Source organism: Mycobacterium sp. E2497, from assembly GCF_001668695.1.
GTDB lineage: Bacteria > Actinomycetota > Actinomycetes > Mycobacteriales > Mycobacteriaceae > Mycobacterium.
Genome location: NZ_LZKD01000241.1, coordinates 55,285 through 69,684, shown reverse-complemented (window position 1 = coordinate 69,684; position 14,400 = coordinate 55,285). Strand labels below are relative to the sequence as shown.

Genomic DNA, 14,400 nt, shown 5'->3' with positions numbered 1-14,400 from the left:
CCGATCAGCTCGCGCGCCTGAGCGGTGTGCTCGGGGGTGGTCAGGTACGGGTGTGCCCCGGCGCTGCGCTCCGCGGACAGCTTGAGCACGCGGGGGCCGAGCGCGGCGACCACCCTGCGGTTGGTGGGCACCCCGTATTCGTCGAGCTGCTGCAGGTAGTCGGCCAGCGCGTCGTAGGGCTTGCGGTATTCGGTGTGCGCCTCGGGATGGCCGACGCCGATGCCGAGCAGGAAGCGGCCGGGGAAGGCCTTGTCGATGCGGTGGAAGGACTCGGCCACCGGCTTGGCGGCGGCGGTCCAGATGTTGACGATGCCGGTGGCCACCTGCAGGGTGGTCGTCGCGTCGAGCAGGGGCTCCACCCAGGCCAGCTCGGCCGGCGGCGAACCGCCCACCCAGACGGCCCCCGCGTGCTCAAGCTGTCCGCGGAGCGCAGCGCCGGGGCACACCCGTACCTGACCACCCCCGAGCACACCGCTCAGGCGCGCGAGCTGATCGGTCATGGTTGTTCCCAACCGGCGCAGCGGTGGCCCTATTCCGCAGGCTCCATGTCCACGATCGGCGGGGCCTCGAGGGGGAGCAAGACGATGAATCGGGTGTCCCCGGGCTTGGACTCGACCCGCAGGTCCCCGCGATGTTTCTTGGCGACGATGTTGAAGGCCAGGTCCAGCCCCAGGCCGGTGCCCTCCCCGACCGGCTTGGTGGTGAAGAACGGTTCGAAGATGCGTTGGCGCACGTCCTCGGGCACGCCGGGCCCGGTGTCGCAGATCTCGACACGCGCCATCTTCTCGCCTTCCCGGCAGGTGCGGATGGTCAGCGTGCCGCCCGCGTCGCCCATCGCGGCGATCGCGTTGTCGATGATGTTGGTCCAGACTTGGTTGAGATCGCCCGGATAGCAAGGGATTTCGGGAAGAGTTCGGTCCAGCTCCTTGACCACCGTGATGCCGGCATCCCGGCCCAGCCGGTCGGCGAACATCACCAGCGTGCTACGCAGCAGTTCGTGAATGTCGGCCACCTGGAAGGGGGCACGGTCCATCTGCGAATACTGTTTGGCGTCGGCGACCAGCGCCGAAATCCGCTTGCTCGCCTCCAGGATCTGGTTCAGCAGCAGCTCGCTCTCGACGGTGTACGTCAGCCACCGGATGGCTTTCTCGAGCGACGCCGACGCCCCGAGCTCCTCGGTGGCCGCGGCGATGCGCTCCAGCCAATCGGTGTCGATGCCCCCCTCGACGAAGGTGGGCGCGATGTCCCAGCCGCCCTCGATGCCGTGGCCGTCGAGCCATTCGCCGACGGCGTCTTCGCAGTCGGCGGTCTCGATGGCGGTCAGGTTCGCCGACGCCGCCTTGGCAACCTGGGCGGCGACCTCCTCCTGCAGGCGCACCAGCGCCCGCAGCGCCTCCGGGCTGACGGTCCCGTCGGCGAGCATCCCGAGTTTCTGGCGCATGCCGGCGACCCGCTGGCGCAGCTCCGAGGCCGCGCGGACGGTGGCCGCGGCGGGGTTGTTCAGCTGATGGGTCAGCCCGGCGGACAACTGGCCCAGCGCCAGCAGCTTCTCCCGGTTGTCGATGATCCGGCGGGTCCGTTCGAGTCCGACCGCCATCCCGTCGAGCAGGTGGACGGCCATCGGGAACTGGTCCTTCATGAACCGGGCGAACGCGGGCGCGTCGAGCACGAAGAACCGCGACGGCTTGGTGACGTACACCGTCGCGTCGTAGCTCTGATGCTGGGGCTGACCGGTGAACGCCCGCCACGCGCCGCAATACACCCCGCGCTGCGAGGTCCGGTTGGTCTCGATGTCCTGGCCGCCCGACAGCTTCGACATCACCAGCTCGCCGTCGAGGAGGACGTAGAGGCAGGTCGCCGCTTCGCCCTCGACGCAGATCGGGCCCGGCGGGTAGTTCTCGATGTGGCCGTTGGCGCACAACACCGCCAGCTGCTCGTCGGTGAGCGCCTCGAACAGGAACAGGCTGCGCAGCTCGTCGGGCTCGCAAGGAACTTGCGCGGTCATGCCGTCACGATTCCGCCAGGTAGCGGTGCACCAGCATCACGGCCATCGAACCCTCGCCGACCGCGGCCGCGACGCGCTTGGCGGACTCGGCCCGCACGTCGCCGGTGGCGAACACCCCCGGCACGCTGGTCTCGAGGTGGTGGGGCGGGCGGTCCAGCGTCCAGCCGCACACGTTGCGCAGGTCCGGCCCGGTGAGGACGAAGCCGTGGCTGTCGCGGGCGAGCACCCCGTCCAGCCACTCGGTGCGCGGCGCGGCGCCGATGAAGATGAACATCCGCCCGCAGGTGACCTCCTGGGTTTCCCCGGTCCGGTTGTCGACCAGGGTGAGCCGCTCCAAGTGGTCGTCGCCGACGGCGCGGTGCACCTCCGTGCAGGTGCGCACGGTGATGTTGGGCCGCTGCTTGATCTGCTGGATCAGGTAGTAGGACATCGAGGCGTCCAGCGACGGGCCACGCACCACGATGGTCACCGACTTGGCCTCCCGGGACAGGTACATCGCGGCCTGGCCGGCGGAGTTGGCCCCGCCGACGACGTAGACCTCCTCGCCCGCGCATTCCGACGCGATCGAGACGGCCGCCCCGTAGTAGACGCCGCGGCCGGTCAGGTCGCTGCAGCCCTCCGCCGGCAGCTGGCGGTAGGCGACGCCGGTGGCCAGGATGACCGCGTGGGCGTCGATCGAGCCGCCGTCGGCGAACCGCACCGTGCGCTTGGGGCCGTTGACCTCCAGCGCGGTGGCGGTGCGGGCGGTGATCAGCTCGGCCCCGAACTTCTCGGCCTGCCGCCGCGCCCGGTCGGCGAGCTGGCCGCCCGACACCCCGTCGGGGAAGCCGAGGTAGTTCTCGATCCGTGAGCTCTGGCCCGCCTGACCGCCCGTCGCCGTGCGTTCGATGAGCACCGTGCGCAGCCCCTCCGACGCCCCGTACACGGCGGCGGCCAGGCCGGCGGGCCCGCCGCCGACGACGATCAGGTCGTAGAACTCCTGCGACGGCGTGGTGGTCAGGCCCAGGGTGTCGGCCAGCTCCGCGTCGGTGGGTTCGACCAGGGTGTCGCCGCGTTCGGTGACGACGACGGGCAGCCGCAGGCCGTCCTCGCCGGCGGCCTTCAGCAGCCGCTGGCCGTCGGGGTCGTCGGCCATGAACCACGAGTAGTGCAGCCCGTTGCGGGCCAGGAAGTCGCGCACCCGCCAGGACCGCTCGGACCAGCGGTGGCCGATCACCTTGGTGTGCGGGATCGGGTGTTCCGGCGCCGCCCGCCAGGCGTCCAGCAGTCCGTCGATGACGGGATAGAACTTCTCCTGCGGCGGGTCCCACGGCTTGAGCAGGTAGTGGTCCAGGTCGACGACGTTGATCGCGTCGATGGCGGCGTGGGTGTCGGCGTAGGCGGTCAGCAGCACGCGGCGCGCGGCCGGGTAGAGGTCCATCGCCTGCTCGAGGAATTCGATGCCGCTCATCTGCGGCATCCGGTAGTCGGCGATCAGCACGGCGACCGTCTCGCCGCGCAGCTTGAGCTCCTTGAGCGTCTCCAGGGCGTCGGGTCCCGAGTCGGCCCGCACGATCCGATGCCGGTCACCGTATTGACGACGCAGATCACGGGCGACGGCGCGCGAGACCGAGGGATCGTCGTCGACAGTCAGCAGGACCGGCTTGCGAGGTTGAAGGGAGGAGGCTGCGGGGTTCGCGGGGCTCGTCATCGGGTTCAAGTATGCCCTCGTCAGGGCGTTGGCGGCAGGTCGAGGAGGCGGCTGGGCGGCCGACTCGATTTCGCCGTCCGCGATTTTGGTCAGGGGCCCTGACCAGGTATCGTGGGACAACGGTGCGTCATCCGCGCCGACTTTTTGCGTGCCCTGTCTTAGGAATTCCCTGGAATTTCCTGCCCTTGGCTCACGTTGCTAGTCGGGCGAATGCTGCGCCGGAATGGGCGCACATCAAGGATACGAAACCAAAGACGAGGATTGCTGAACAGATATGGCCAAGAAGGACGGTGCCATAGAGGTCGAGGGCCGCGTGGTCGAGCCCCTGCCCAATGCGATGTTCCGCATTGAGCTGGAGAACGGTCACAAGGTGCTCGCCCACATCAGCGGCAAGATGCGGCAGCACTACATCCGCATCCTGCCCGAGGACCGGGTGGTGGTGGAGCTTTCTCCCTACGACCTGTCCCGGGGCCGCATTGTGTACCGGTACAAGTAACAGCCCGAACCCAAGACAACGAGAAAGAACAGGATCGAACAGCCGTGAAGGTGAACCCGAGCGTCAAGCCAATCTGTGACAAATGCAGGGTGATCCGTCGGCATGGGCGGGTCATGGTGATCTGCTCCGATCCTCGCCACAAGCAGCGCCAGGGCTAGCGGCGATCGCACACAACTGAATGCAGACCTCCCAGCACCACTGAACTGCTCGCATCTTTAGAGATGGGCCAGTTCATCCACGTCCGGACGGAGGCCGGGCCCCGCCCCAGATTTGGAGCGGGAACGGGCTGGGAACAGACCTCCGCCTAGAAAAAGAGGAAACGCCACCTATGGCTCGACTAGTAGGCGTCGATCTGCCGCGCGACAAGCGGATGGAGATCGCGCTGACCTACATCTTCGGCGTCGGCCGCACCCGGTCGAACGAGATCCTGGCAGCTACCGGAATCGACAAGGACCTGCGCACCAGGGACCTGACCGACGACCAGCTGACCCACTTGCGTGACTACATCGAAGCGAACCTCAAGGTTGAGGGTGACCTGCGCCGCGAGGTGCAGGCCGACATTCGCCGCAAGATCGAGATCGGCTGCTACCAGGGCCTGCGGCACCGCCGCGGCCTGCCGGTGCGCGGCCAGCGGACCAAGACCAATGCGCGCACCCGCAAGGGCCCCAAGCGCACCATCGCAGGCAAGAAGAAGGCCAGGTAACCGCCCATGCCACCAGCCAAGAAGGCAGCCTCTGCGCCCAAGAAGGGGCAGAAGACCCGCAAGCGGGAAAAGAAGAACATCCCGCACGGCGCCGCGCACATCAAGAGCACGTTCAACAACACGATCGTGAGCATCACCGACCCGCAGGGCAACGTCATCGCCTGGGCGTCGTCGGGCCACGTCGGGTTCAAGGGTTCGCGGAAGTCGACGCCGTTCGCCGCGCAGCTCGCCGCCGAGAACGCCGCGCGCAAGGCGCAGGAGCACGGCGTGAAGAAGGTCGACGTGTTCGTCAAGGGCCCGGGCTCGGGCCGGGAGACGGCGATCCGCTCGCTGCAGGCCGCGGGCCTGGAGGTCGGCGCGATCTCCGACGTCACCCCACAGCCGCACAACGGCTGCCGTCCGCCCAAGCGCAGAAGGGTCTAGGGAAAGAATCATGGCTCGTTACACCGGACCCATCACCCGCAAGTCGCGCCGGCTGCGCACCGACCTGATCGGTGGCGACCAGGCCTTCGAGAAGCGTCCCTACCCGCCCGGCCAGCACGGCCGCGCGCGGATCAAGGAAAGCGAATACCTGCAGCAGCTGCAGGAGAAGCAGAAGGCCCGCTTCACCTACGGCGTCATGGAGAAGCAGTTCCGCCGCTACTACGAAGAGGCCACCCGCCAGCCCGGCAAGACGGGTGAGGAGCTGCTCAAGATCCTGGAAAGCCGACTGGACAACGTCGTCTACCGCGCCGGGCTCGCCCGCACGCGCCGGATGGCCCGCCAGCTGGTCAGCCACGGCCACTTCAGCGTCAACGGCGTGCACGTCAACGTGCCCAGCTACCGGGTGTCGCAGTACGACATCATCGACGTGCGGGACGGCTCGCTGAACACGGTGCCGTTCCAGATCGCCCGGGAGACGGCGGGCGACCGCCCGATCCCCAGCTGGCTGCAGGTGGTGGGGGAGCGTCAGCGGATCCTGATCCACCAGCTGCCCGAGCGGGCGCAGATCGACGTCCCCCTCGCCGAGCAGCTGATCGTCGAGTTCTACTCGAAGTAACAAGACTTTTCGGGCCGCCCGGCCCGGAAACCTCAACGGCATCAAATAGCGGGTGCCGAGAAGGAGAAGAAGAAACACCATGCTGATCTCTCAGCGACCCACACTGTCGGAAGAAGTACTGTCCGACAACCGCTCGCAGTTCGTCATCGAGCCCCTGGAGCCCGGATTCGGTTATACCCTGGGCAATTCGCTGCGCCGGACGCTGCTGTCGTCGATTCCCGGCGCGGCCGTGACCAGCATCCGCATCGACGGCGTGCTGCACGAGTTCACCACCGTCGCCGGGGTGAAGGAAGACGTCACCGCGATCATCCTGAACCTCAAGAGCCTGGTGGTGTCCTCGGAGGAGGACGAGCCGGTCACCATGTACCTGCGCAAGCAGGGCCCGGGCGCGGTCACCGCGGGTGACATCGTGCCGCCCGCCGGTGTCACGGTGCACAACCCCGAGATGCACATCGCGACGCTGAACGACAAGGGCAAGCTCGAGGTCGAACTCGTCGTCGAGCGCGGCCGCGGCTACGTGCCGGCGGTGCAGAACCGGGCCTCCGGCGCCGAAATCGGCCGTATCCCGGTCGATTCCATCTACTCGCCAGTGCTCAAGGTGACCTACAAGGTGGACGCGACCCGTGTCGAGCAGCGCACCGACTTCGACAAGCTGATCCTGGACGTCGAGACCAAGAGCTCGATCACCCCGCGTGACGCGCTGGCGTCGGCCGGTAAGACGCTGGTCGAATTGTTCGGCCTGGCACGCGAACTCAACGTCGAGGCCGAGGGCATCGAGATCGGGCCGTCGCCGGCCGAGGCCGACCACATCGCCTCGTTCGCGCTGCCGATCGACGACCTGGACCTGACGGTGCGGTCGTACAACTGCCTCAAGCGCGAGGGTGTGCACACCGTCGGCGAGCTGGTCAGCCGCACCGAGTCCGACCTGCTCGACATCCGCAACTTCGGTCAGAAGTCGATCGACGAGGTGAAGGTCAAGCTGCACCAGCTGGGCCTGTCGCTCAAGGACAGCCCGGCGAGCTTCGACCCGTCGCAGGTCGCCGGCTACGACGTGGCCACCGGCACGTGGTCCACCGAAGGCGCCTACGACGACCAGGACTACGCGGAAACCGAACAGCTGTAAAGGCCGTCCGGTGACGATGCGGCCGCTGAGGAACCGGACACCTACAACAGAAGCCCGTCCCGGCCCTACCTGATACGGGGGCCGGCCCCCAATGAGGAGATAGTGCAATGCCCAAGCCCACCAAGGGCCCCCGCCTCGGCGGGTCGTCTTCGCACCAGAAGGCCCTGCTGGCCAACCTGGCCACGTCGCTGTTCGAGCACGGCCGGATCAAGACGACCGAGCCCAAGGCGCGCGCCCTGCGGCCGTATGCGGAAAAGCTGATCACGCATGCGAAAAAGGGCTCGTTGCACAACCGGCGAGAGGTGCTCAAGAAGATCCGCGACAAGGACGTGGTGCACGCCCTGTTCGCGGAGATCGGGCCGTTCTTCGCCGACCGCAACGGCGGCTACACCCGCATCATCAAGGTCGAGCCGCGCAAGGGCGACAACGCCCCGATGGCGGTCATCGAGCTGGTGCGGGAGAAGACGGTGACGTCCGAGGCGGACCGGGCGCGTCGCGTCAAGGCTTCCAAGAAGTCTGACGCGCCCGTCGCCGCGGCGGCAGCCCCTCAGGCGGCGGTCGAGCCCGAGGAAGCCGTCGGCCCGACGGCCGACGAGGTGACCGAGACGGCCGAAGCCCCTGAGACCGGCGACGCCGGCGAGGCCACCGAAGCCCAGGCCAAGGCCGAGGAGAAGGCCGACAAGGCCGTCGCCGCGCGGGCCGAAGCCGAAGAGGCCGCCGAGGCTGACGAGGCTGACGAGAGTTAGCGACGCCGTCCGTCTGCGGCTCGACATCGCCTATGACGGAACGGAATTCGCAGGCTGGGCGCCCCAGTCCGGCCAGCGCACCGTCGCCGGAGTGCTCGACGAGGCACTGACCACCGTCTTCCGCACGCCGATGCGGCTGCGGGCTGCCGGGCGCACCGACACCGGTGTGCACGCCACGGGCCAGGTGGCCCACGTCGATGTGCCATCGGACGCGCTGCAGTACGCCTACCCGCGCTCGTCGCGCGCGGGCGAGTCGGAATTCGAGCCGTTGGTGCGCCGGCTGGGCCGGTTTTTGCCCACCGACGTCCGGGTGCTCGGCATCGCCCGCGCCCCAGCGGGTTTCGACGCGCGGTTCTCGGCCCTGCGGCGCCACTATGTGTATCGGCTGTCGACCGCCCCGTACGGGGTGCAGCCGCAGCTGGCCCGTTACGTCACCGCCTGGCCGCGTCCCCTGGACGTGGACGCGATGGCCGCCGCGTCGCGAGAGCTGGTGGGACTGCACGACTTCGCCGGGTTCTGCCGGCATCGCCCGAACGCCACCACCATTCGCGAACTGCTGCGCCTGGAGTGGTCACGCGACGGCGACCAGATCACCGCGCACGTCAGCGCGGACGCGTTCTGCTGGTCGATGGTGCGCTCGCTGGTGGGGGCGCTGCTGGCCGTGGGCGAACACCGCCGCCCGGTGTCGTGGTGCCGCGAATTGCTCACCGCCACAAGCCGATCCAGCGACTTCGCGGCCGCGCCGCCGCACGGGCTGACGCTGGTGGGCGTCGACTATCCGGCCGATGACCAGCTGGAGGCGCGCAACCTGATCACCCGGGACCTGCGCACCCGCTAAACCTTCTTCGCGACGAAATCGGCGGCCTGGTTGGTCAATCCGGGCACGTAGCTCAGGTGCGACGCCCACCGGGTGCCGGGTGAGCAGATCGGGTCGCCCGGGTTGCACAGGTCGATGGTCTTGCCGGCGAATTCCGGGGTCAGGGCGCTCATCAGCTGGCCCGCCCGGCTCGACGGATTTCCGAACAGCGCCACGGCCGCGACGTGATCGGCGGCCGCGGGCGGCAGCGGCTGGCGGAAGCCCAGGCCCGGCAGCGGTGCGGCCGTGACGATGTCGACGACGGCGGCGCCCTGCGAGTACCCGCCGAGCACCAGCTTGGTGTTGGGGCAATTGCCGGCCATCTGCTGGATGTGGTTGCTGGCGTCGTTGGCGCCGTCGGCGGCGGCCAGGAAGTCCTTGTTCGCCGGGTAGTTTACCCCGTACGAGCCAACGCTTTTGGAAGTCTGCTGGCGCAGCGAGTTGACGAACGCCCCGCCGACCTTGCCGACACCGGGCGGTTCGTCGGTTCCGCGGGCGAACACCACCTCAACGCCGGGGCAGGACGCGAAGGCCTGCGGAAGCAGTTGGGGAGCAACCACTATCGCGGCGCCCGCGAGCAGCCCGGCGCCCAGCGTCAACGGAATGAGCCGCACCCCACGATGTTAGGGGCGCGTTGGTCTCGCGCCAGTAACGATTCAGACGAGAGGTGCTTGCGGTGTCACCGTGGTCGGCGCCGCCGGCGTGGGCGCGGGGTCGGTTCCGCCGTGGATCGAGGGCGGCGACCCGGGCGGGGTCTGCTGCCCGTACACCGGCGACGGCGTGGCGCCGGGCTGGTTCGGGACGGGGCCCAGCGGCGGCCCGAACGCGGGGCTGGACGGGCTCGAGCCGGCCAGTTTCTGGGCGACGAACGCCGCGGCCTGGGTGGTGTAGACGGGGACATAGCCCTCGGTGTGCCCGCTCCACTCGTTACCGGGGCCGGCGTGGCAGATCGGGTCGTTGGGGTTGCAGTAGTCGGCGGCCTTCGAGCCCAGCAGCGCGCTCTGGGTGGGCAGCGTGCCGCCGGCGCGGTCGGCCACGTCACCGAAGGTGACGACGGCCGCGATGTTGTTGGCGTACTGCTCTGGCAGCTTGTTGCCCCAGCTGATGCCGCCGATCGGGACGCCGGCCACGATGTCCATCACCGACGCGCCCTGCGAGTAGCCGCCCAGCACGATCTTGGTGTTGGGGCACGTTTCCACGCTCTTCTTGACGCGGTCGATGGTGTCGTTGGCGCCGTCGCCGCCGTGCAGCTGCAGCTTGCTGGCGGCGTAGTTCACGCCGTAGGGCAGGATGTTCAGGCCGGTCTGCTGGCGCAGCGAGTCCACCAACGCGTCGCCGACGCGGCCCAGGCCGGCCGGTTCGTTGGTGCCGCGGGCGAAGATCACCTCGACGTCCGGGCAGTCGAACGCCTGCGCGACCGGCGCCGCGGCGGGGGATAACAGCAGGCCAGACGCGGTGACCAGCGCAGAGCCCCCAAGCCCGACGCAGCGACCTATCCGGTGAGAAAACACGCCGTAACTTTACCTACCCTAAGCACGGTTCGAAAGTTCGCTGACCTGTGGATCAGCTAAGCGGCCCCTCGGCCGGCCGCTCTACCGTGTGCGCAACGACTACGCACGCTGGGGGATCGGTGCCGGCTCAGCAGACCACGTGGCTGCACATCAGCGGCTACCGATTCCTGCTGCGCCGTATCGAGTGCGCGTTGCTGGGCGGAAACATCCACACCCTCGTCGCCCGCTCGCGTGCGCCGGCGGCGGCGCTGACGGTCGGGTCCGTGCTGGCGGCGATCGCCGTCGCGGGAGTCACGCTCGTCGCGCTGCTGCGGCCACGGGTGGCGCTGGACGACGCCCAACTGGTGATGGGACGAGAGTCCGGGGCGCTGTATGTGCGGGTCGGCGACACCTGGCACCCGGTGCTGAACCTAGCGTCGGCGCGGTTGATCGCCGCGACGGCCGCCAACCCCCGGCCGGTGCCCGAGGCGGACCTGGCGCGCGTCAAACGCGGGCCGCTGCTGGGCATCCCGGGCGCGCCCCAACTCATCGGCCGGCCGTTGGCGGCGGACGAGTCGGCGTGGAGGATCTGCGATGCGGCGGGGGCCGGCGCGACCACCGTGATCGTCGGCCGGACCGACGAGCCGACGATCCCCCGCCCAGGTTCCGGGCAGGCCCTTCTGGTCGCACCCACCGGGGGTTCGCCGGCCTACCTGCTCTACGACGGTCAGCGTGCGGTGGTAGATGTCGCCGACGCCGCGGTGGTGCGCGCGCTCCGGTTGGAAGGGCGCACGCCGCGGACCGTCTCGCCGTCGTTGCTGAACGCGATTCCCGAGGCGCCGCCGATCAGGGCGCTCCGGATTCGCGGCGCCGGCGACGAGGCGGCCGCGATGCCCGGATTTGCGGTGGGCAGCGTGGTGCGCGTCGTGCGGGCCGGGGGTGACGAGTATTACGTCGTGCTGGCCGCGGGGGTCCAGCGCATCGGAGAGGTGGCTGCCGATCTGCTGCGCTTCGGCAACTCCCGGAGCACCGCCAACGTGGTCACGGTGGCACCCGACGCCATCCGCGCGGCTCCGATCGTCGACTCGCTGCCGGTGGCCGGCTTCCCGGACCGGGCGCCGGCACTCTCGGACGACGGCGGCACGTTGTGCGTCTCCTGGCAGGCCGCGGCGCCGGGGCGATCCGGCGTCACGTTCCTCGGCGGCGGCGGGCTCCCACTGCCGGCCGGTCATACGCCGCTGACCTTGTCACAGGCCGACGGCCACGGCCCCGCGCTGGACGCCGTGTACGTGCCGCCCGGCCGGAGCGCCTACGTGCGCGTCGGCGCACGCTACCTGGTCACCGACAGCGGGGTGCGGTTCGCGATCCACGATGACGACGCCGCGCGCGCCCTCGGGCTGCCTGTGCCGAATCCCGCGCCCTGGTCGGTCCTGGGGGTGCTGCCGGCGGGACCGGAGCTGAGCAAAGAGAAGGCCTCAATCGCCCGCGACTCGGTGCCGCCGAGCCCGTAGGCGGCTCGCGGCCAGCCCGGCGGCCAGCGCCATCCCCAGTAGGGCGAGGCAGCCGGCGGTGCCGCGCAACGCGGTGTTCCGCGCGTGGGCATCCGGCGACGCGACCGGCGCCGGCGGGGCGATCGGCGCGGGCGCCCGTGGCGGCGTGGTCGCGGCGAGACCGGCATCGGTGCTGACGGCCGCGAGCGCGTCGACGGTGCCGCTGCCGACGAGCGGATCCCAACCCCCGGGTGGGTGATGCGCCGTCGACTCGATGCGCTGCATCACCTGGCGCGCCGTCAACGCCGGGAACCGGGATCGGATCAGTGCGGCCAGCCCGCTGACCACCGGTGCGGCGTAACTGGTGCCGGACACCGGTTCCGAGCCCAGCGGCGTCACCGCCTCGCCGGGGGCCGCGACGTCCACCCAGGGGCCCGCAAGCGTGAATGCCGATGGCGCACCCGCGGCATCCACCGAACCGACCGTCAGCACGTAGTCGTCGTACCACGCCGGGCTGACCGCGACCGTGACGTTGTCCCAGCCGGCATCCTGGCGCTGGGGCGGGCACTGCCCGGCTCCGCCGGTGTTGCCCGCCGCGGCCACGACGACCGCATTCTTGACGTCCACGGCGTAGGCCAGCGCGGCGCCCAGTGCGCGGTCATCCAGCGCCGACGCGATCGGAACGCAGGCAACCGAGGAGATGTTGATCACCGATGCGCCGAGGTCCGCGGCGGTGCGGACGGCTCTCGCCATGGTGTCGACGTCACCGACACCTGCGCGGGACCGATCTTTGGCGGGGGAGAACCTGGGGCTGGACTGCCGAATGCTGATCAAGGTGGCTTCGGGCGCCATCCCGCTCAAGCCTGGCGCCGTCGAATCCTCTGTCGCGCCGATGATCCCGGCCACCAGGGTGCCGTGCGCGTCGCAGTCCTGGGTGCCGTCGCCGGTGGACACGTAGTCGCCGCCGGGCACGACGTCGGGTAGCAGGCGGTGGCGCGAAACGCCGGTGTCGATGACCGCGACTCGTTGCCCCGCACCGCGGGTCAGCCGCCACACCCGCGCCAGCTCAGGGAGCAATGCCGGCCGGTCGGGCGCCGACCCCGCCGTCATCGTGGCGCACGTCTCGCGTTGCACCGTGGGCCACGGTGGGGCAGGGCGGGCGGGCTTCGGTAACCACTGGTCGTCGACCTTGGGAGGCGAAATCGCCTGCGCCGGTGGTATCCCGGTGGCCACCACCGCCACCACCGCCACCAGTGCCAACGCCGACAGGATGCGCGCGCCGCGCGACCCCCTCACGCGAGATTCAATCCCCGGACGGTGCCATAGAGCCCACAGACCCATAAGGTCAGCGGGACCATTGCGGCCAGCGCCAGCCACTCCAGCGCCTGGACGCTTCGTCGGGCAAGCGGCGGCAGCGATATCGCGGGAGCGACGAAGCCGAGGTACATCGCCGCGGCGGCCAGCGTTGCCGTCCCCGCGGCAAGCCATGGCCCGCGCCCCGAGGTGTTGAAGGCGGCAACGCCGAAGGTTGTTCCTACGACTCCGATCCCGGCCACGACGAACGCCGGCATCCGTCTGCTGTCACTGGAGTGCGCCCGCATCAGTAGCAATGCGCCGGTGATGGCGCCGAACGCCATGCACGACAGGCGGGGCGCTCCGGCTGCCACGGTGACGGCGGCACCGACGGCCGCCGATGACGAAAACCCCGCGAGGAGACTCGACAGCCAGGCGTCGGCGCGGAGCGTTTGGGCCGCCAGGCGCGCCTCGGCGCCGGTCCTGTCGGCGTCCGGGGTCGGCGGGAGCTGGGGTGACAAACCCGCCAAGACGACCGATACCCGTGCCGCAGCCCCGAGCAGGCCGAGCGACACCAGTGCCGATGCCGCGCCGATGGTGTGCGGCGGGGCGGCAGTGAGCACGCCCACCAACGCGGCCACCGCGACAACCGTCGCGAGGCACGACGCCGCGGTCACCGCGACCACGAAGCGGCCGGCGGATCGTGTCGCCAGTACGCAGGTGGCGGCCGCGGCCGTCGCGGCCAGCAGGACATGGCAGACACCCGGGGTGCCGGGAACCGCCAGGAACCCGGCAACCCCTGCGAACGCGGTGGCGATCGCGCTGAGAGCCAGCCCGGCGACCGCGTCCCGGTAGACCCGGTGGGCGACCGCGGCGGAGAGCAAGGCGAACAGCGCCGCGACCGTCGTCACCCCCACCGTGGCGTGGGCGTCGTGGGCGCCGGGAACGTTTCGGGCCAGCGCCAGGGCACCGACGACGGTCAGGCCGCCCGCGGTCATCGCACCCGCGATCCGGGCCGCCAGTCGACGCCGCGCGTCCGCCTTGTGATCCGCCACCAGTGCCTCCGACACGGCCTCCGCGACGTCGTGGTGACGAGCGGCGGGCGGCGGAGCCGACGGCCGGCTCAGCAGCAGGACGTCGCCGTCAGCAATTCCGCTCTGGGCGAGCGTCTTCGACGGGTCCAAAGCGGCGGACCCGGGGAGTGACAGGTGATAGCGCCGGGCGGACAGGTCGCCGCCGGCATCGCCGGCGTCCAGGAGGTCCACGATCGACGGGGTCAGCACGGCGAGGGGAATCCCGGCCGGGAGTGCCAGGTCGGCGGCGGCGGCGCCGGAGTGGATCGAGACACGGCACAGCCCCGAATCGGTTGCACGCAATGGTGGCCCCTTCGGTTGGAATGCCGTGAACATAGCCAGGTTTCGGGCTTCGGGTATGCCGCTGTGCACAGGTGAATTGTCGTCGTCGCCGGT

At 70.0% G+C, this 14,400-nt stretch carries 16 protein-coding genes; 9 read left to right on the top strand and 7 right to left on the bottom strand.

The window, feature by feature from the left end; all coding sequences use genetic code 11:
* The 3 genes from A5713_RS22800 to A5713_RS22790 all read right to left on the bottom strand — a co-directional run.
* Positions 1-500, bottom strand: a 500-nt coding sequence (locus tag A5713_RS22800) for an LLM class flavin-dependent oxidoreductase (RefSeq protein ID WP_156751995.1), incomplete at its 3' end; no start/stop codon positions are given.
* Between the two features lie 29 nt (positions 501-529).
* Positions 530-2,005 carry an ATP-binding protein gene (locus tag A5713_RS22795; RefSeq protein ID WP_068098456.1) on the bottom strand — a complete coding sequence of 492 codons (1,476 nt, stop codon included), beginning with the start codon at positions 2,003-2,005 and terminating at the stop codon, positions 530-532.
* Positions 2,006-2,009: 4 nt separating this feature from the next.
* The gene (locus A5713_RS22790; RefSeq protein WP_068098455.1) at positions 2,010-3,695 is read right to left on the bottom strand and encodes an FAD-dependent oxidoreductase; all 1,686 of its coding nucleotides are present in this window, start codon (positions 3,693-3,695) and stop codon (positions 2,010-2,012) included.
* Between the two features lie 274 nt (positions 3,696-3,969).
* Between A5713_RS22790 and infA the strand changes: the two genes are divergently transcribed.
* The 8 genes from infA (at position 3,970) to truA (ending at position 8,640) form a co-directional block, all read left to right on the top strand.
* Positions 3,970-4,191 carry a translation initiation factor IF-1 gene (infA, locus tag A5713_RS22785; protein WP_003418601.1) on the top strand — a complete coding sequence of 74 codons (222 nt, stop codon included), beginning with the start codon at positions 3,970-3,972 and terminating at the stop codon, positions 4,189-4,191.
* Between the two features lie 44 nt (positions 4,192-4,235).
* Positions 4,236-4,349 (top strand): 50S ribosomal protein L36, encoded by a 114-nt coding sequence (gene rpmJ / locus A5713_RS27885; RefSeq protein WP_003879483.1) that lies wholly within the window; start codon positions 4,236-4,238, stop codon positions 4,347-4,349.
* A gap of 170 nt (positions 4,350-4,519) precedes the next feature.
* The gene (gene rpsM / locus A5713_RS22780) at positions 4,520-4,894 is read left to right on the top strand and encodes a 30S ribosomal protein S13 (RefSeq protein ID WP_007167900.1); all 375 of its coding nucleotides are present in this window, start codon (positions 4,520-4,522) and stop codon (positions 4,892-4,894) included.
* A 6-nt stretch (positions 4,895-4,900) separates the two neighbouring features.
* Complete coding sequence (gene rpsK, locus A5713_RS22775) at positions 4,901-5,317, top strand: 30S ribosomal protein S11 (RefSeq protein ID WP_007167901.1); 417 nt, start codon at positions 4,901-4,903, stop codon at positions 5,315-5,317.
* Positions 5,318-5,327: 10 nt separating this feature from the next.
* The gene (rpsD, locus tag A5713_RS22770; protein WP_067950708.1) at positions 5,328-5,933 is read left to right on the top strand and encodes a 30S ribosomal protein S4; all 606 of its coding nucleotides are present in this window, start codon (positions 5,328-5,330) and stop codon (positions 5,931-5,933) included.
* A gap of 79 nt (positions 5,934-6,012) precedes the next feature.
* Positions 6,013-7,056 carry a DNA-directed RNA polymerase subunit alpha gene (locus A5713_RS22765; protein ID WP_068098454.1) on the top strand — a complete coding sequence of 348 codons (1,044 nt, stop codon included), beginning with the start codon at positions 6,013-6,015 and terminating at the stop codon, positions 7,054-7,056.
* 107 nt (positions 7,057-7,163) lie between these two features.
* Positions 7,164-7,802, top strand: coding sequence for a 50S ribosomal protein L17 (gene rplQ / locus A5713_RS22760; protein WP_068098453.1), 639 nt, complete (start codon positions 7,164-7,166; stop codon positions 7,800-7,802).
* On the top strand, positions 7,780-8,640 hold the full coding sequence (gene truA, locus A5713_RS22755; protein ID WP_082973110.1) for a tRNA pseudouridine(38-40) synthase TruA: 861 nt from the start codon (positions 7,780-7,782) through the stop codon (positions 8,638-8,640). Before rplQ ends, truA begins: the two co-directional genes overlap by 23 nt.
* Here truA and A5713_RS22750 read toward each other — a convergent pair.
* Positions 8,637-9,257 (bottom strand): cutinase family protein, encoded by a 621-nt coding sequence (locus tag A5713_RS22750; protein ID WP_068098464.1) that lies wholly within the window; start codon positions 9,255-9,257, stop codon positions 8,637-8,639. The two genes, truA and A5713_RS22750, sit on opposite strands and share 4 nt — an antisense overlap.
* 57 nt (positions 9,258-9,314) lie before the next feature.
* Positions 9,315-10,169 (bottom strand): cutinase family protein, encoded by an 855-nt coding sequence (locus A5713_RS22745; RefSeq protein ID WP_068098452.1) that lies wholly within the window; start codon positions 10,167-10,169, stop codon positions 9,315-9,317.
* 119 nt (positions 10,170-10,288) lie between these two features.
* On the opposite strand from A5713_RS22745, the gene eccB reads away from it, so the two are divergent.
* Entirely contained in the window at positions 10,289-11,659 is a 1,371-nt protein-coding gene (gene eccB / locus A5713_RS22740; RefSeq protein ID WP_068098451.1) for a type VII secretion protein EccB, read from the top strand.
* Here eccB and mycP read toward each other — a convergent pair.
* Positions 11,624-12,979: a type VII secretion-associated serine protease mycosin gene (gene mycP / locus A5713_RS22735; RefSeq protein WP_082973109.1), complete on the bottom strand. Its 1,356-nt coding sequence runs from the start codon at positions 12,977-12,979 to the stop codon at positions 11,624-11,626. The two genes, eccB and mycP, sit on opposite strands and share 36 nt — an antisense overlap.
* Positions 12,931-14,340 carry a type VII secretion integral membrane protein EccD gene (eccD, locus tag A5713_RS22730; protein ID WP_068098449.1) on the bottom strand — a complete coding sequence of 470 codons (1,410 nt, stop codon included), beginning with the start codon at positions 14,338-14,340 and terminating at the stop codon, positions 12,931-12,933. Before eccD ends, mycP begins: the two co-directional genes overlap by 49 nt.
* Between the last annotated feature and the right edge of the window lie 60 nt (positions 14,341-14,400).

Coding starts and splice junctions, on each gene's coding strand:
- rplQ (WP_068098453.1), top strand. CDS start 7,164: ATGCCCAAGCCCACCAAGGGCCCCCGCCTCGGCGGGTCGTCTTCGCAC.
- A5713_RS22795 (WP_068098456.1), bottom strand. CDS start 2,005: ATGACCGCGCAAGTTCCTTGCGAGCCCGACGAGCTGCGCAGCCTGTTC.
- rpsK (WP_007167901.1), top strand. CDS start 4,901: ATGCCACCAGCCAAGAAGGCAGCCTCTGCGCCCAAGAAGGGGCAGAAG.
- rpsM (WP_007167900.1), top strand. CDS start 4,520: ATGGCTCGACTAGTAGGCGTCGATCTGCCGCGCGACAAGCGGATGGAG.
- infA (WP_003418601.1), top strand. CDS start 3,970: ATGGCCAAGAAGGACGGTGCCATAGAGGTCGAGGGCCGCGTGGTCGAG.
- eccD (WP_068098449.1), bottom strand. CDS start 14,340: ATGTTCACGGCATTCCAACCGAAGGGGCCACCATTGCGTGCAACCGAT.
- A5713_RS22765 (WP_068098454.1), top strand. CDS start 6,013: ATGCTGATCTCTCAGCGACCCACACTGTCGGAAGAAGTACTGTCCGAC.
- A5713_RS22790 (WP_068098455.1), bottom strand. CDS start 3,695: ATGACGAGCCCCGCGAACCCCGCAGCCTCCTCCCTTCAACCTCGCAAG.
- mycP (WP_082973109.1), bottom strand. CDS start 12,979: ATGGGTCTGTGGGCTCTATGGCACCGTCCGGGGATTGAATCTCGCGTG.
- rpsD (WP_067950708.1), top strand. CDS start 5,328: ATGGCTCGTTACACCGGACCCATCACCCGCAAGTCGCGCCGGCTGCGC.